Here is a 16,357-nt window from a genome sequence, read left to right on the forward strand (position 1 = left end):
TGCTTCTATTTCGTTATTGGTTCGCAGCTTCAGCAGCGGCAGCCGCTTCAATGGCTTCGATGGCCGAGCGGTTTTTCTCGTTATACTCGTCACGTTTCGTTTCGAAGTACGCGAAGATGTTCGTGATCGCGTCTAGATTTTCGGCAATTTTCGAGTGCATGTCGCCGAGATCTTTTTCCAGACGTGAGTCGTTCAATCCGTTCATGTTATCAACTTCGATCTTGCCAATTTTCTCGATCAACGCTGTCTGGCTGTTTTGTAGGTCTTCCAACTCATTAACAACCTTATTCATCAGCTCGAGCTTCTGTAACTTATCCATTTCGTTTCTTTTTTATTGAGTATTTCATATAAACGCACTGATGGCGGAAAGGTTTGACTAAGTTGTTTTCTGATAACGTTCATACAAGGTTGTAACCGTTACTGTTTTCCAGCCAGTACGTGTATAAAGCTGTCGTTGGTTAACTACCTGAATCTGCTGATTACTAACAATCTTGATCGAGTCAGGCCTTCCCCAGCGAATTGGATCAGGTGACGGACTCTTGTCCGGATCAAGTGTTAATTCGGTTAGTGACTCATTAAAATGACAACGTCGGGTGACGGGCTGTTCGGCGTAATTGACAATGATGCGTGGATCGTAATCAATCGGTCCATCAATCGGTTTTCCGGGAAGACTCAAATACTGTTCCGGCCAAAACTGGGTAAACAAAAATTCGTCGGTCGCTACGTATTCATTCCTGCTGACAATGTTAATCTGCATGGCTCCTCCTGAACTCAAACCCGCAATTTCACTAAACAGATCGATGCTGGCTTTTCCGTCAAGATTGATGTCTATGGGTTCGCTGGCAGTCACCTGGGTAGGTTTATATTTACCATGAAACCGTTCACGCAGTGCCGTTACGTCTTCGTTAGGCGCAACCGGGTCGGAATGGCATCCGCAGACACCAAGTAGAAAAATAAAGCTGAAAAGAGCGTTCGTTTTCATACGTACTAATGCATTTGAGCAACTACGTAATAAGACTCTTTTTCAAACCAGTTAGTTTGAAGGAAGATCAGCATAGGTAGTGTGTAAGTACGTCATACGCCGATAGCTACAAAATCTGACCCATTCTTAGTCTCATTTCCACATCATAACGACGACTGAAATGCGAGTAAAATGGGTCAGACGATCGGTTCTTGTATTTTCAGAAAGTAGCTAAAACGTACTTACATTCAGCCGATCTCCCGTTACGCACTTACCCGATAAGGAAGGGGTAGCGATGCCAGCGTTCAGAATGGCGGCTTTGACCTGGGCGGCCGTTGCCGATGGATTAATCGATTTATACAGTGCAGCTGCCCCCGTTACGTGTGGCGTGGCCATCGACGTACCGCTGTAAGATCCATAGGCGGGTGTTGAACCGGTATACGGCAACGTTGAGTAAATGCCTGAGCCGGGTGCACCGATGTCTACCGTTGTTGCTCCATAATTCGAAAAGCCTGATTTCGCCCCCGTTGACGTAATCGAGGCTACGGCAATGACATTAGCATTGGTATAGTTCGATGGATAGTTAGGCGTTGCGTCGTTGTTATCGCCAACACCGTCGCTGCCCCCGTTGCCTGCCGCGGCAATGAACAGGATATTCGCATTATTGGCTCGGGTGATGGCGTTCTGTAACGCTTGCGAGAAACCTCCGCCCCCCCAGGAATTATTACTGGCCACAATATTCAGTCCGTGACGCACTTTCAGATCGGTCAGGTAATCGATTGCCTTGATGGCGTTGGCTGTTGATCCGCCACTGGCTCCCAGAAACTTAAGCGAAATCATCTTTACGTTCCAGCAAACGCCCGCGACGCCTATGCCATTACCGCCTTTCGCGCCAATCGTTCCGGCTACGTGTGTGCCGTGATCATCGCTCGTACCATCATAAACGCTGGCATTATTAGCGGCAAAATCCCAGCCATTCACATCGTCGATATAGCCGTTGCCGTCGTCATCCTGCCCGTTGACCGTTTCGTATGGATTAACCCAGGCGTTGGCGCTTAAATCCGGATGTGTGGTCATGAATCCCTCATCAATGATACCGACGTATACCGAACTTGAACCGATCTTGTTAGCCGCCCAGGCATTTCCAGCCCGGCTACCGTACTGATTGGCGGGTGACGTAGTGGCTCCATACATTCCCCAAAGCGATCCGTTGGTATAATACGGGTCGTTGGACGTAGCCTGGTGCGTATAAATGAAGTTCGGCTCAACAAAATCGACACCCGGTAGATTTTCCAGAAGTTGCAGCACTTGTTCCATCTGTTTGGTGGTGCGCACCAGCAGAACGCCGTCCGTTAGTCCGGCGCGTTCCATCGTTTTTGTGTAAATCGTTTCAGCAATCGTCCCTTCAATCAGTTTCAGGATGGGTAAGCGGCTAAGCACACTCAATCCTTTCGAAAATTGAATTAGCACTTCACCAGGTACGTACTGTTCGCCAGTAGCCAGACGAGCGCTGGCACTCGAAGACGCGGGGGCTGGTGCGTCTATTTTGATGTCAGATTGACAGTTGCTAACCAGAAAACTGGTAGCCAGAACGGCGGTAGCCACGCCCAGACGGGTCAATACATTTTTTAGCATAGACTTAGAAGTTGGAAGTGATTTTAGCTAGGTTTTAATGTCCTTTTAACCTATGCATATTACGATATTTATTTGTATTCGTATTGGTTTAATTGTAAATTAAATTTTTTTAAAAACCGCAATTAAGTTAACTAAATATTGAAAATATGCAACCATTTGAGTGAGAAGCGATTTGAATTACTTTAATAAACGTCGTGCGGGGAGGTGTCCAGACGGGCCCAGCAATTCGTTACGCTCAGCCTTAAATCAAACGATTGTTTATTACACCACAGGGATTAAGCTATCGGCTACTAAAAACTGCTTCGAAATGAGGATTGGGCTTTTCACTCATACAACATCAACCAGTGTCGATCGTGAGCAATTACCCGGATATGGCACTGACGGGAATAGCAACGAGTTGGTAAAACAAGCACGTGATCAGCTTCTAAAATCGATCTGTCAGGCAACGAATACCGATTCAGGATATCTACTATAGAAAACTCCACGGTGATGACCGCGGGGTTTTCTATAGAGCCAAAAAAATAGTATTGATTTAAAGGTAGACTTATATAAGATTGGGGACTATTGCTTTCACTTTGGAGTCAAACCGATTTAGGCGCGAATAAGCCTTCATTTCATGTCTTACCTTCGAAGCCTGTCTCGTTGAGGCAGGCTTTTTTTATACGCTTCTTCACCTTTACTCCTTACGCTAATGAATCTTATCTATTACCGTCCAGTCAACCATCGCTGGTTTTGGGCACAGGCCAGAATGCCCCCGCTCAATGAGGCTTCACCTGTATTTCAGACGGAGTCAGTATGGACGGCTCCGGAGCTTTCACGAGTGTAATGTTATCGCAATGAATACTAGTTTTTAACGAACCATGGATTTAACCTTTTACCATAATGAAAAAGCTTTTTTATACATTATCGGCGTTGCTGAGTCTGCCTGTACTGGTGACGGCTCAGACCAACTACGTAGCGAATACGCCCAACTCCGGCAGTCCCAGCAGCTACAATACGTTAGTTGGGCCTTCGGCGGGTAACGCAACCATGTCGGGCAATCTAAACACATTCATGGGCTTCAATGCGGGTGTAAATAATACGTCAGGTGCTCAAAATACCTTTTTGGGGATTATTGCAGGTTCGTCAAACACAACCGGCGGTTTCAACGCTTTTGTAGGAGCTGGCTCAGGACAAAATAATACAACGGGTGACCAGAACGCCTTTTTAGGTGCTTATGCTGGCTCATCAAATACAACGGGTAGGGGCAATGTTTTTCTTGGAGCTACAGCGGGGCAAAATAACGCAGGGGGTATTAGTAATTCCTTTGTGGGTATGGGCGCGGGGCAAAAGAATACGGCGGGGTCTAATAATACATTTTTAGGAACTTTTGCTGGCTTATCGCACACGACGGGAAATAGTAATGTCTTTATAGGTATGCAGACGGGTTATTATACCACGACAGGCGTCAATAATTCGTTCTTAGGGACGAGTGCCGGACAAAATAACTCGACGGGAAGCGGCAACACCTTTATCGGTAGTCAGGCAGGCTACACAAACACTACGGGTAGTGATAATTCTTTCATAGGCAAAGAAGCTGGCCGATTTAACTCAACTGGTATCCAAAATACGTTTACCGGAACCTTTGCAGGTTTTAGTAATTCGGCGGGAAGTGATAATGCATTTATAGGGTATTCGGCTGGACTGGCCAACACAACGGGTAATACGAATACCTTTATTGGTAGTCAGGCGGGTCGAGTCAACACGACTGGAAATAGTAATTCCTTTGTTGGAGCGCAGGCAGGACTAAACAATACGACGGGTGTGTCCAATGCTTTTTTTGGTGCTAGTGCGGGACAAAATAACTCAACGGGTGATGGTAACGCCTTCCTGGGCTTCTCGGCGGGTCAGTATAACACAACGGGGGCAGGCAATACATTTACAGGAGGTAATGCTGGTCCACTAAATACAACAGGTAGCTATAATGCCTTTACGGGTTATGGTGCTGGTAATCTTAATACTACAGGCTCCAACAATGCCTATGTTGGTAATCGGGCTGGTGCGACTACTACCTCTGGGAATGGGAATACATTTATGGGTAGTTTCTCGGGTTACGGTAATACAACAGGTGGGCAAAACACGTATCTGGGGCAGAATACTGGTTTTATCGGGAATGCTTCAGGCAATAACAATGTCTTTATCGGCTATCAGGCAGGTGTCGATGCGGCTGGTACGGTGGTCAACAATGCAGCCGCTATCGGAGCGAATGCGATTGTTACCCAAAGTAACAGTATAATATTAGGTGGAACCGGATCGAATGTTATAAAAGTTGGTATTGGGAATACGGCTCCGCAGAATCGGCTGGAAATTACGCAGGGCGTAGCCAACCAGTCGGGGTTGCGGTTTACGAATCTGACCAGCAGTTCGCCCGCTACGTTGCTCAACCAGACTAAATTCCTGACCGTTAATGCCAGTGGTGACGTAGTGCTGGCTAGTTCAACTAACTCGGCTCGTATAGGGGCAGATGCCTGGCAGGCCAATGGCGATAATCTCCAGAATACCAATGCAGGCGGGGTTGTTATCGGCTCGGGCGTAAGCAATACGCCAGCGGGTTACCGGCTCTACGTAGCAGATGGTATTCTGACGGAAAAAGTAAAAGTGGCCATCAAGACAACTGACGACTGGAGCGATCGCGTTTTTGAGAAAGGGTATCGGTTGCGTAGTCTGGACGAAGTGGAGCAGCACATTAAGCAGAACGGTCATCTGCCCGGCGTACCATCGGCTGATCAGGTGGTTAAAGAAGGTATTGATGTAGGCAAGATGGATGCGAAGCTTTTGGAAAAGGTTGAGGAGCTTACTCTGTATATGATTGAGCTGAAGAAAGAAAATCAGGCGTTACGTCAGGAGATCAATAAGATTGCCCATAAAAAAGCTAAGTAACATGGCAAAGCTATCAATACTTATCGGGCTTTTGCTGAGCAGTCTGCTGGCTACTGCACAAGCCATTGAGTCAAACCGCAGGCTGACCAGCGGCTATCAGGCCCAACCCCTCGAACAAGCCACGGCAACGCTAACAGCGGCTAACCTGGTAGGTCCGGGTACGCCAGTGGAGTATAAAGCCGCGCAGGCAATAATACTTCAGCCCGGTTTCCAGGCAAGAACAGGTTCAGTATTTGCCGCCCGTACTGGCGTCGTTTCGTTGCTGGCTATGGCAGAAGGCGAGTCTGGTTCGCTTATGATTCGGGCTTACCCTAATCCTATCGAAGAAGCTACGATCATCTCCTACGTACTGACCCGATCGGGGCGGACCAGCTTGCAGATTCGGGATTCAGAAGGCAGACTGATCAGTCGTCTGATCGATGGGCGGCAGGAGGACGCGGGTCGACATTCGGTCGAGTGGAAAGCAGCGGGTGTTCCGACGGGTACATATATGTGTATTTTAGAGACCGGGACGCAACGAATCTCCAGACGGCTGATCCGAAAGTAAACGCAGAGCCCATCCGTACGGTTGGGCTCTGTCAGTTGTTTACGAGATACCTGATCGGCACCAGTCACCAGGCATTACGGACGTAACGGGTCTACGAGTATAGCTTAAGCGGGTTGATAAATAAGGCCGCAGCCTTCAACAGCAAACAATTGATCAGACTGAGCCAGTGGAGATAGTACGTATGCCTATCGGACGTAGCAATGGTTTATTCTTGTTGCAGGTAGGTACGGACCAGGAATACAAAACCATAAAAATTACTCAAACACTAATTTCTTCCGCACCTGTTTACGATTCCCTTCACTGTCTGACTATAGAAGTCAGATGATGGAGGGGATCGTTATTAAAAATAGGAGTACATAGACTTATAATGCCGTAAAAGCCTTTTTTACTTTTTTGAGAAACACTTTTTTAAACTCCTACTCATGAATAGAGTTATATAAACAGTATCTAACAACAACGTTAATGAAAACTTTATTGAGTAGTCTAGTCATTGGTCTGCTGGTTGCCGGTTCAGCCATAGCGCAGCAAACTAATTCGCAATCGTCATCCGGTGTTCGTCCAACGACAACAAACACTGGCTCGCTTGGAACCGGCACTACGCTCGAACAAAACAGTTCTGCCAACACTACTTCGGGTACGACAACGGATATATCAACACAGAATAACAGCTCCGCTAACTCAGATCAATCTAAGCCGCTGGGTACAAATCCCAATAATGGTACTAAAGCCTCTACTGGACTAAATACAACGCTTGAGCAAACCAGTGCTGGAACAGCTTCGGCGGGCACGGTTACGCCAACAACTACCGACAAACGTAGCAGTACTACGACAACCGGCACTTCGGCAAAAGCCCGAAAGAAACGTAGTGAACTGGTTAACCTCAAGCCTAATCAATAATCCTGAATGATTGGTCGAATCAATACCCAATCATCCTTTTTTACAATAGATTTTAAGTGACAATTCACACATAAACGATTCACTAATAAACCAACTACGATTATGAAAAAGATGCTTATTGCTGCGGCTGCCATTGTTATGATGTCGGGCGCAGCCTTCGCTCAGGACGACGCAAAGAAGGCTCATAAAGAAATGAAGCACGAAGCGAAAGAAATGAAGAAGGAAGCCAAACGAGCAGGTGACGACGCTAAAGCCGACGCTGCCAAGGACATGAAGAAGGCTCATAAAGAAATGAAGAAAGAGGCTAAAAAGACCGACAGTAAGTAGGTCAATCGCTAGCCAATAAGAAACTTTTGTTCAGAAAAAGGCCCTCACTTACTGTGAGGGCCTTTTTTGTTGTTAGCTGAAAATATTATTAGGCAGATTCTTGATTATAATTAGTAAACCCATTACTATTGCAGTGTACTATTTATCTAATACACTAGAACGTTGCTTCTTATGATAGAGCTAAGTAATGTATCGTTTGGCTATCAGCGGGGAAGACCCTTGTATGATGATCTGAATCTGCGTTTATCAGCAGGGTCCATTTACGGCTTATTAGGGCCTAATGGAGCAGGTAAGTCAACCTTGCTGCGGTTGATATCAGGTCTGCTTTACCCAAGAACAGGCCGGATTCAGGTGGGTAACTATATACCTGCTGAGCGTAAACCAACCTTTCTGGAAGATCTGTTTCTCCTGCCGGAAGAATTTTATTTGCCACCCGTTCGTATTCGACAGTTTGTTGACTCAAACGCACCCTTTTACCCGCGCTTCGACCGGGTACAAATGGCGGGTTACGTTCGCGAATTCGGTCTGACCGACGATCAGAAATTAAACGAACTGTCGTATGGCCAAAAGAAAAAAATACTCATTGGCTTCGGACTGGCAACCAACACTACGGTCCTGTTGATGGACGAACCCACAAACGGCCTGGATATTCCCTCGAAAGGCCAGTTTCGGCGCCTAGTAGCCGGCGCCGTAGATGATCGCCGGACAGTGGTTATTTCCACTCACCAGGTTCGGGATCTTGAAGCACTCATTGACCCGATTGTTATCCTGAATGAGCGGGGAATAGCCCTGAACGCCAGCGTAGAAGAAATTACCGCCCGGCTGTGGTTTGGAATGGTGTCGGGCAACGACCGGCCTGAACTGGAAACCTCCCAGCCACTTCTTTATTCAGAACGGGCTGTGGGTGGCTACGCACTCGTTACGGAGAACCCGGCTTCGGAGCCGAGTCGGTTGGATCTGGAGCGCCTGTTTAATGCTGTGCAGGCTGAGCCAGAGCGTATCAGACAGTTATTCTCATCTACTTTAACACTCACCAATGTATGAATCAGACATTTTCAATAAGTCGTTTCGGACGCCTTTTATGGAGGTATTTTACCGATAACCAGAGGCAGTTACTAGTCTATATGGGTTTGCTTATCATCGGTTTATTTGTGTTGACGTTGTTCACGTATCAGGGCTTGCCAAACGCAGTTAACCACCAACGACAAATTCTCTTTTTTTTATTAGGCTGGCCCTGCTGGTACGTATTTACTGTGCAACAGACGGCTGTTTTGAGTCAGAAAGAACGGGCGATCAACTATCTTATGCAACCGGCTTCGCAACTTGAAAAAATTCTCCTGATCTGGCTTATATCGGGAATCGGCTTTATAGTTGTTTATCTATCGGTTTTTTATGTATTCGATGCCATCTGGGTTTCATACACCAACAACCGCGACTGGTCTCCTGAACAACTGGAAGCGATACGGAGAATGGGAAGCTCTATGACCATCGGCTCAATTTTTAGTGAACTAGGAACCAGCGGCACACCCGCGCAGATGTGGGTATTTACGGTCTTACTGCATCCCTTCGTCATGGCTTTTTCCTTACTGGTCCGGCAGTATACATTGCCGCTGGTGGTGGTCATTGCCTTTGCGCTGCTGATTTTTGGCTGCTTTGGAAACAATGTCCTCCTGCATGCGCTCACCGGCTCTGAATCCATTGGCAGCCCTACGCCTTTTTCCAGCGCCAGCGCTATATCACCTATTGAACATTACCAATACCGTAGGATCGAGATACCCCAGCCCATAGGTAATGGAATTCGCTATACGCTAGGGATTGTGGTAGTCATTCTATTGTACGTAACCGCCTATTTCAGGCTTAAAGAACGGGAGGTATAGGTATGGATTTTCGTGATAAACAAGCTATATACCTGCAAATTGCCGAGTATGTGAGCGAGCAAATTTTATTGGAACGCTGGTCGGTTGGCGATAAGATTCCCTCGGTACGCGACCTGGCTGCCGAACTGGAGGTGAACCCGAATACGGTTATGCGCACGTACGATTTTCTGGGTCAGAAAGGTGTCATTGCCAACAAGCGCGGCATTGGCTATTTCCCCACGGATGACGCTACCGACCGGATCAAAGCCTTTCGGCGAGAACAATTTCTGGAGAATGATCTGCCTGTTTTCTTCAGAAATCTATACCTGCTAGGTATTGAACTGTCTGAAATCGAAACGCGCTATGAACAATTTGTAGCGACTAACTATCAATAAACACTAATGTGGACAGGATCCGAATTACTATATCCCTATGAAAACAAGTCATATCCTTTTGAGCATTATCACTGTCATTACGCTGACAGGCATGGTTGCAACCGATGTATTGTTGAAGCAACAGTATACTAAAATTGATTGGGGTAATCCGTATCAAAACTTTGACAGGCGGGCGCTCCCAATCGCAAAACACCTGGTCATTGATGCGACTCCAACTGTCGAAGTTATTGTCGAAAAAAGTGCCAACTCACAAGCACTTCTGTCACCTGAAATGGCCAGGGCATATCATATGCGTCAGCAAGGCGATACGTTATTTCTATCGTTCAAGACGGATGAAAAAGGGAAATATCAGAGCCCGCGCGATAACAGTTGGGGGAAACTGGGAGTCGGTGTCGTGTTACGAATGCCTGCCATTGAAAATCTGCGGGTGAAAGACGGTTGTCTGACCTTGCAAAAACTAACAGCCGGGCCACTAACCGTTTCGTTGCAGAATACCCGCTTACGAACCGAAAAGGTAGACTCAAAAGGCGACCTTGAGTTAATCGAAAGTCAGAATAGTTTTGCCATGCTCGGTGCCGATCATTATCAGTCGTTACGGATTACTGTACAGGATTCCAGCGGTATCCAGGTCAATGACAGTCAGATTGACACGTTTGCCGCCAGCGTATCACCGAAAGCGGAGGTACAATTGCGCGGAAAATCGTTAAAATGGCTAAGTAAAACGGGACAATAAGTTGAGGTAATAAGACTAGGTCAGTTCTGGTTTTATACCACTTTCGATTGTCCGAACCTCGTCTGAATCCGTAGATGAATTACGTAGAATGGGAAGGGTAATCCGGAACGTAGTGCCTTTACCAACCGTCGACTCCACTTTGATATGGCCCCGGTGCAATTCAATAATACGTCGGGTTAAAGCCAGACCAATGCCATGCCCCTTAACGGTCATCGTTATTTCTGAGCGGTAAAACGGCTCGAAAATATGCGGCAAATCGTTCTCCGAAATTCCATAGCCCTGGTCACTGAAGTTCAGCCGTACCCAGCCCGTATCAAAGGAAAGTCGCACGGATACACTTTTGTCGGAGGAATATTTGCAGCCATTTTCCATCAGGTTCTGAAACGCCGTTTGCAAAAGCGATTCTTCACCATGAACCACTAATTCCTCTTCCCGGTCAGGCAAATTATCAAAGTCAATATCGATCTGGTAGTCAGGGTTTTTACTAACGAGTTGACTTTGTGCCTGCCATAGAAGCTCATCAATCCGCACGGGCTGGTAGTTAAGCGTAACGACGTCTGAACTGGCACGGGCGAGTTCGAGTAAGCCGTTTACCAATCGGATCATGTTTTTTACTTCGTCGAGTAGACCGTCCAGCGTGATTTCGTAGTCATCCGTTGAACGGGCCTGCAGGCGGGTTACCTCAATCTGCCCCATCATAACCGTCAGCGGAGTACGTAATTCGTGGGAGGCATGCGAAACAAAACTTTTCTGTAACACAAACGCTTCTTCGAGTCGGTTGAGCAGGTCGTTGAACGTACTGGCCAGATCGGCCAGTTCGTCGCGTTGTCGCCCGACGTACAACCGCTGGTGAATGTTCGTCGCGGAAATGGCATTGGCCTGACCAATGAGTTCCGATATGGGTCGGAGTGCATCGGTAGCGAATAAATATCCCGCAATACCAACAATGATCAGACTTAGTAGCCAGCCGAAAAATAGAATTTCCCGAAGTCGAGTGAGCTTACTTAATCCATAGCGGTCGTTTCCCGATGCGACAATGATAAGAGACTGGCGATTGGCATTCAGATGACGAACGCCGACAGCTTCCAGGTCACCGATTCGAACGTATTGCGATTGGCGAAGGGTAATCTTATTCAGAAAATGAATTGTTACCGGAAAACGCGGATGTTGCTTGCTCTGATTATACAGCACAATGCCCCGGTTGTTGTAAATGGTAACCTGCTCATCAGCTAAGATGGGTAGATCGTTCTGCGGTACCTCACCTACATCTTCCCGAAGCCGAACGGTTGTGTAGGCCTTTTCCTCAAGCCGCTGCCGAAATTCCTGTTCTCTGAACTGATCATACAGATAATAGACAGAGACTGTGAAAAGCAGCATGATCGATGCGACCAGGAGCACAAACAGGACTGTTAGACGAGTACGAATGTTCATAGAACCAGCAGAGAGCGTGGGGTGGGGGGCGATCCGTCGTCACGGCAGAGGGCAATTACATGGCGTACGCGACTTAAAGTCCGTACTCCACGCCCTCTGCTGTTACTCTTCTTTCAGCATGTATCCCATACCAATTACGGTATGAATCAGCTTATGGGGAAAATCTTTGTCTATTTTTTTTCTAAGAAAATTCACGTAAACATCAATGACGTTGGTGCCGGTATCGAAGTGAATATCCCAAACTTTCTCCGCAATATCAACTCGTGATACGACGCGGCCACGGTTGCGCATAAGGTATTCGAGCAGCCCGAACTCCTTAGCGGTCAGGTCGATACGTTTGTCGCCCCGGCGCGCAATTTTTTCGTTGAGATCCAGTTCCAGATCAGCTACCCGCAGTACGTTCGACTGCATTCCGGTATCGTTACTACGTTTGGTCAGTGCCCGTAAACGAGCCATCAGCTCCCGGAACTCAAACGGCTTAACCAGGTAATCGTCAGCTCCCGCTTCAAAGCCCGTTAATTTATCGTCGACGGAGCCCATGGCCGTTAGCATTAGTACGGGCGTTCGATTCTGCTCCTGACGGATCGACTGGACAACGTCGAAGCCATTCATCTTGGGTAAGTTTATGTCCATGATAATCACGTCATAGAGATTATTCAGGGCCATATTCCGACCAACCTGCCCGTCGAAAGCTACATCTACTTCGCAGGCTTGCTCCTCCAGCCCTTTCCGGACGAACGAGGCCAGTTTCGGCTCATCTTCAACCACCAGTATCTTCATATCGGCAACATACATAGCTCTTGTCTGATTTAAAAACGGTAGAATAAATTATTTGTGTACGAAGTAGGAATATTAGTTAGCATACGTGCCAAAAGTCAGTAGGTCACTCTATTCCTTTTCTGTTGCTCAAGGTCGGATTAGCGTATTAAAAGAGGTTGAAAGGCGAATTAAAAATGAATTAAACCCGTAGCTGTTCCGCTGAACCGATTGAAAACAAAAAAGCCGCTCCGAAAATCGGGGCGGCTTTCCGCTTCTATCCACACCATTTCAAGATAGACAACCAGGCGGTCGTCAGATCTTGATGTTCAACCTTCCCTTTGTAAAGGATCTTTATGCTAAATTTAGCGATATCTCTTCTAGATGACGGACCGTTAAAGGGCCTGTCTGTACCCAAGCAAGCACTATATTAATGCAAAGGTTGCAAGTTCTTTTTATAAAACGATAATCTACGCTCAAAATTATTAAACGGTTATAAAAAGTCAACTAAATTTTACCGAATCAGGTACTAAATCTCGCTGAACTTATGCCTGTAAAAAACATAGAAGATCAGCGGAAAAATGAACAACGTTAATAGCGTAGCCGTAATTAAGCCGCCAATGACTACAATAGCCAGCGGTTTTGCTGTTTCGGAGCCTATTCCGTGCGAAACCGCTGCCGGAATAAGACCGATCCCGGCCATCATAGCAGTCATAACGACCGGTCGTATACGCGAGACAACCCCCTCGCGAATCGAATCGCTAAGTGGTATGCCGCCCCGCAGGTTTTTCTTGAAGACTGAAATTAGAATCACCCCGTTCTGAATACAGATACCAAATAAGGCAATGAAACCAATGCCTGCTGAAATGCTAAAGTTAACGTGCGTAATCAGGAGGGCGGCAATACCGCCAATGATTGCAAACGGTACGTTGAACAACACCAGACCAGCGTCTTTTACGTTGCCAAATAATACAAACAAAATAAAGAAGATCGCCAGTAAACTAATCGGTACGACCTGCGCCAGGCGAGCCGTAGCCCGTTGCTGATTTTCAAAATCGCCTGCCCATTTCATCGTATAGCCCGATGGCAGCTTTACGTTAGCTTGCACTTTTTGCTGGCCTTCGGCAACGGCACCGCCCATGTCGCGCCCACGTACCGAGAATTTAACGGCGCCATAGCGTTGACCAGCTTCCCGAAAGATCAATACCGGTCCACTCTGGGTATAGACTTGCGCGATTTCTTTGATCGGGATCATGCTGCCGTTTTCCGTTGGCACCATGAGTCGGCTGATCTGCTGTTCGTTGGACCGGAACGGACGATCGTAGCGAATGCGCAGGTCGAATTTGCGCTCACCTTCGTAAATCTGCGTTGCCGCTTTTCCCCCAATGGCCATTTCAATAACGGCCTCGGCCTCGGCTTTATTGACCCCGTAGAGAGCTAACTTGCGTTCATCTAACTCAATCCGCATTTCGGGCTGACCCGTTGTTCGAATAACGCCCAGATCTTCGATACCCTGTACCGTTGCCAGTTGTTTCTGAACTTCTTTTGCTTTTTCTTCCAGAATGGTTTGATCGGGTCCGTAAATTTTAACCGCAATAGACCCTTTCACGCCCGACACGGCTTCTTCGACGTTATCCATAATGGGCTGTGAGAAACCGAAGCTGACGCCCGGAAAAACAGCCAGTTTCTCCTGCATTTTATCGACCAGTTGTTCTTTCGTCAGCCCGCTTTTCCACTCCTCCTGTGGGTAGATATCGACCAGGAATTCAATGTTATAGAAACCCGTCGGGTCGGTCCCGTCGTTTGGTCTACCTGTCTGAGAAATAACACCTTTTACTTCCGGAAACTGCTCGAACATGTGGCGCATCTGCACCGTTTGCTTCACCGACTCAGGCAGCGAAATACTCATGGGCATCGTAGCCCGCACGTAAATGGAGCCTTCATTCAGCTCGGGTAGAAACTCAGTACCCAGCAGGCTAAATCCCGACAGGCCAACTACCACGAGAGCCGCCGTAATAAGCAAGCTAATTCGTTTATGAGCAAACGTATAGCCGAATGCCTGCGTCGCGTACTTGGTCACTACGTTAACGAACGGGTTGTGCTTTTCGCGGACGTTTTTCTTAAGCAGAATACTGGCCAGTACCGGCACGAGTGTCAGCGTAAAAATTAGGGCGCCGAGTAAGGCAAAGCCGAGCGTCCAGGCCAGGGGCGAGAACATTTTGCCTTCTACTTTCTGAAACGAGAAGATAGGAACCAGACACGTAATGATGATGAGTTTGGAGAAGAAAATCGCCTTACCCATTTCGGTACCCGTTTTGCGAAGAATTCCCAGTTTTGCCAATTTGTTAAACCGGGGCATACCTTCTTCATGGGCCATTTGGTCGAGCGTAACGAAAATCCCTTCTACCATCACCACCGCTCCATCGACGATGATACCAAAATCAATGGCACCCATGGACAGCAGATTCGCCGACATGCCTTTGAGTCGCAGACAGATAAAGGCAAACAACAGCGCCAGCGGAATCACAATGGAGACCGTAACCGTTGTGCGCCAGTCGGCCATGAAAATAAACACAATGACCGTTACGAACACGATACCCTCGATGAGGTTATGTGTAACCGTATGCGTCGAAAAATTGATCAGCGTTTCGCGGTTGTAGAACGTATTGATCTGTACATCGCTGGGCAGAATACTCGTGTTCAGCTCGTTGATCTTGGCTTTCACCCGTTCGATGACCTCGCTTGGATTTTCGCCTTTGCGCATCACCACAATACATTCTACTACGTCGTCTTTTTTATCGCGGCCAGCCTGTCCCAGCTTCGGCAGAGCCGATTCGGACACCTGCGCTACGTTGCGCACCATGATGGGTGTTCCTTTAATATTTTTGACGATCGTGTTCTGAATGTCCTGTTGATTCCGTAGCAGGCCGATCCCCCGCACCACGTAGGCTTCTGAATTTTTCTCAATAACGTCGCCCCCTACGTTTACATTAGCATTCGCGACGGCCTGGTACAATTGCAGCGGGGTAATGTTATAGTTCATCAATTGACGCGGATCAACCGAAATCTCGTAGGTCTTCACCTCGCCACCGAAACTGACAACATCGGCCACGCCCGGTACGCTCTTCAGCTGCCGTTCGATCACCCAGTCCTGTATCGTCTTAAGTTCGCGAGCGGTGCGCGTTGTGGATTGAAGCGTGTAACGAAAAATTTCGCCCGTTGGTCCATAGGGTGGCTGAACGTCTGGACGAATACCCTCGGGTAATTCAACCCCACTCAATAAGTTATTGACCTGCTGACGGGCAAACGTATCGTCGACGCCATCTTCAAAAAGGACCTTTATAACTGATAGACCAAACAGCGAGGTCGAGCGAATATCAGTACGTTTCTGAACCGAATTCAGGCCAATTTCGACAGGAATGGTTACAAACTTCTCGACTTCCTCCGCCGAGCGACCAGGCCACTGGGTAATTAGGGTGATCTGCGTATTAGTAACGTCGGGGAAGGCCTCAATCGGGGTATTCTGGTAACTGATTACGCCCGCAACAACAGAGAGCGCCGTCAGGAAAAAAATGAAAAACTTATTCTTGAGCGAGAAGGATAAAATACCTTTGATGAATTTGTTCATACCGATTACGGCGCACGGATTTTTAAGCACACAAAGGTGTTATTCCTAACTTAAATCGGTCTTAAGGCTCGGTTAAAAGGAGATTAAACCAGAGAAAAAATACTTAAGTAGAAGTTGACTTCCAGTTGAGCGCAGTTTGGAGCCTACGCTTAACACGGAATGACTTATACAACCTCAATTCTACACGGTCTGCCAACAATTATGTAAGGGTTACAAGGCTGTAGCATGCGACCTTTGTGATATAGATTTGGTTATATAGGCAAACAAGCAAG

Annotated in this window: 15 protein-coding genes; 9 read left to right on the top strand and 6 right to left on the bottom strand. The window is 47.3% G+C overall.

What is annotated here, in order from left to right:
• Window positions 1–13: 13 nt before the first annotated feature.
• From IC230_RS11465 to IC230_RS11475, 3 genes are all read right to left on the bottom strand, one after another.
• Window positions 14–319, bottom strand: a complete 306-nt coding sequence (locus IC230_RS11465) for a hypothetical protein (protein WP_191039121.1) — start codon at window positions 317–319, stop codon at window positions 14–16.
• Between the two features lie 57 nt (window positions 320–376).
• Window positions 377–982 (bottom strand): hypothetical protein, encoded by a 606-nt coding sequence (locus IC230_RS11470; RefSeq protein WP_191039122.1) that lies wholly within the window; start codon window positions 980–982, stop codon window positions 377–379.
• Window positions 983–1,192: 210 nt separating this feature from the next.
• A complete protein-coding gene (locus IC230_RS11475) occupies window positions 1,193–2,596 on the bottom strand; it encodes a S8 family peptidase (RefSeq protein ID WP_191039123.1) in 1,404 nt (467 codons plus the stop codon).
• 691 nt (window positions 2,597–3,287) lie between these two features.
• Here IC230_RS11475 and IC230_RS34460 point away from each other — a divergent pair.
• The 9 genes from IC230_RS34460 to IC230_RS11515 all read left to right on the top strand — a co-directional run bounded on the left by IC230_RS34460 (window position 3,288) and on the right by IC230_RS11515 (window position 10,270).
• Window positions 3,288–3,422 (top strand): hypothetical protein, encoded by a 135-nt coding sequence (locus tag IC230_RS34460; RefSeq protein WP_262893158.1) that lies wholly within the window; start codon window positions 3,288–3,290, stop codon window positions 3,420–3,422.
• A 56-nt stretch (window positions 3,423–3,478) separates the two neighbouring features.
• Window positions 3,479–5,515: a beta strand repeat-containing protein gene (locus IC230_RS11480; RefSeq protein WP_223860593.1), complete on the top strand. Its 2,037-nt coding sequence runs from the start codon at window positions 3,479–3,481 to the stop codon at window positions 5,513–5,515.
• 1 nt (window position 5,516) lies between these two features.
• Window positions 5,517–6,062: a T9SS type A sorting domain-containing protein gene (locus tag IC230_RS11485; protein ID WP_191039124.1), complete on the top strand. Its 546-nt coding sequence runs from the start codon at window positions 5,517–5,519 to the stop codon at window positions 6,060–6,062.
• Between the two features lie 462 nt (window positions 6,063–6,524).
• Window positions 6,525–6,959 carry a hypothetical protein gene (locus tag IC230_RS11490; protein ID WP_191039125.1) on the top strand — a complete coding sequence of 145 codons (435 nt, stop codon included), beginning with the start codon at window positions 6,525–6,527 and terminating at the stop codon, window positions 6,957–6,959.
• A 102-nt stretch (window positions 6,960–7,061) separates the two neighbouring features.
• The gene (locus tag IC230_RS11495; protein ID WP_191039126.1) at window positions 7,062–7,286 is read left to right on the top strand and encodes a hypothetical protein; all 225 of its coding nucleotides are present in this window, start codon (window positions 7,062–7,064) and stop codon (window positions 7,284–7,286) included.
• A gap of 171 nt (window positions 7,287–7,457) precedes the next feature.
• Entirely contained in the window at window positions 7,458–8,330 is an 873-nt protein-coding gene (locus IC230_RS11500; RefSeq protein WP_191039127.1) for an ABC transporter ATP-binding protein, read from the top strand.
• Window positions 8,327–9,163 (top strand): hypothetical protein, encoded by an 837-nt coding sequence (locus tag IC230_RS11505; protein WP_191039128.1) that lies wholly within the window; start codon window positions 8,327–8,329, stop codon window positions 9,161–9,163. Before IC230_RS11500 ends, IC230_RS11505 begins: the two co-directional genes overlap by 4 nt.
• Before the next feature lie 2 nt (window positions 9,164–9,165).
• Window positions 9,166–9,537: a GntR family transcriptional regulator gene (locus tag IC230_RS11510; RefSeq protein WP_191039129.1), complete on the top strand. Its 372-nt coding sequence runs from the start codon at window positions 9,166–9,168 to the stop codon at window positions 9,535–9,537.
• Window positions 9,538–9,574: 37 nt separating this feature from the next.
• Window positions 9,575–10,270, top strand: a complete 696-nt coding sequence (locus tag IC230_RS11515; RefSeq protein WP_191039130.1) for a hypothetical protein — start codon at window positions 9,575–9,577, stop codon at window positions 10,268–10,270.
• Window positions 10,271–10,285: 15 nt separating this feature from the next.
• Here IC230_RS11515 and IC230_RS11520 read toward each other — a convergent pair whose 3' ends face one another.
• The 3 genes from IC230_RS11520 to IC230_RS11530 form a co-directional block, all read right to left on the bottom strand.
• Entirely contained in the window at window positions 10,286–11,701 is a 1,416-nt protein-coding gene (locus IC230_RS11520) for a sensor histidine kinase (protein ID WP_191039131.1), read from the bottom strand.
• A 102-nt stretch (window positions 11,702–11,803) separates the two neighbouring features.
• Window positions 11,804–12,481, bottom strand: a complete 678-nt coding sequence (locus tag IC230_RS11525) for a response regulator (protein WP_191039314.1) — start codon at window positions 12,479–12,481, stop codon at window positions 11,804–11,806.
• 505 nt (window positions 12,482–12,986) lie between these two features.
• Window positions 12,987–16,085: an efflux RND transporter permease subunit gene (locus IC230_RS11530; protein ID WP_191039132.1), complete on the bottom strand. Its 3,099-nt coding sequence runs from the start codon at window positions 16,083–16,085 to the stop codon at window positions 12,987–12,989.
• Window positions 16,086–16,357 lie beyond the last annotated feature (272 nt).

It is taken from the genome of Spirosoma validum (genome assembly GCF_014699035.1).
Lineage (GTDB): Bacteria > Bacteroidota > Bacteroidia > Cytophagales > Spirosomataceae > Spirosoma > Spirosoma validum.

Bases quoted from the DNA above. Each gene is read 5' to 3' on its own strand.
- IC230_RS11465 (WP_191039121.1), bottom strand. From the start codon at position 319: ATGGATAAGTTACAGAAGCTCGAGCTGATGAATAAGGTTGTTAATGAG.
- IC230_RS11470 (WP_191039122.1), bottom strand. From the start codon at position 982: ATGAAAACGAACGCTCTTTTCAGCTTTATTTTTCTACTTGGTGTCTGC.
- IC230_RS11475 (WP_191039123.1), bottom strand. From the start codon at position 2,596: ATGCTAAAAAATGTATTGACCCGTCTGGGCGTGGCTACCGCCGTTCTG.
- IC230_RS34460 (WP_262893158.1), top strand. From the start codon at position 3,288: ATGAATCTTATCTATTACCGTCCAGTCAACCATCGCTGGTTTTGGGCA.
- IC230_RS11480 (WP_223860593.1), top strand. From the start codon at position 3,479: ATGAAAAAGCTTTTTTATACATTATCGGCGTTGCTGAGTCTGCCTGTA.
- IC230_RS11485 (WP_191039124.1), top strand. From the start codon at position 5,517: ATGGCAAAGCTATCAATACTTATCGGGCTTTTGCTGAGCAGTCTGCTG.
- IC230_RS11490 (WP_191039125.1), top strand. From the start codon at position 6,525: ATGAAAACTTTATTGAGTAGTCTAGTCATTGGTCTGCTGGTTGCCGGT.
- IC230_RS11495 (WP_191039126.1), top strand. From the start codon at position 7,062: ATGAAAAAGATGCTTATTGCTGCGGCTGCCATTGTTATGATGTCGGGC.
- IC230_RS11500 (WP_191039127.1), top strand. From the start codon at position 7,458: ATGATAGAGCTAAGTAATGTATCGTTTGGCTATCAGCGGGGAAGACCC.
- IC230_RS11505 (WP_191039128.1), top strand. From the start codon at position 8,327: ATGAATCAGACATTTTCAATAAGTCGTTTCGGACGCCTTTTATGGAGG.
- IC230_RS11510 (WP_191039129.1), top strand. From the start codon at position 9,166: ATGGATTTTCGTGATAAACAAGCTATATACCTGCAAATTGCCGAGTAT.
- IC230_RS11515 (WP_191039130.1), top strand. From the start codon at position 9,575: ATGAAAACAAGTCATATCCTTTTGAGCATTATCACTGTCATTACGCTG.
- IC230_RS11520 (WP_191039131.1), bottom strand. From the start codon at position 11,701: ATGAACATTCGTACTCGTCTAACAGTCCTGTTTGTGCTCCTGGTCGCA.
- IC230_RS11525 (WP_191039314.1), bottom strand. From the start codon at position 12,481: ATGAAGATACTGGTGGTTGAAGATGAGCCGAAACTGGCCTCGTTCGTC.
- IC230_RS11530 (WP_191039132.1), bottom strand. From the start codon at position 16,085: ATGAACAAATTCATCAAAGGTATTTTATCCTTCTCGCTCAAGAATAAG.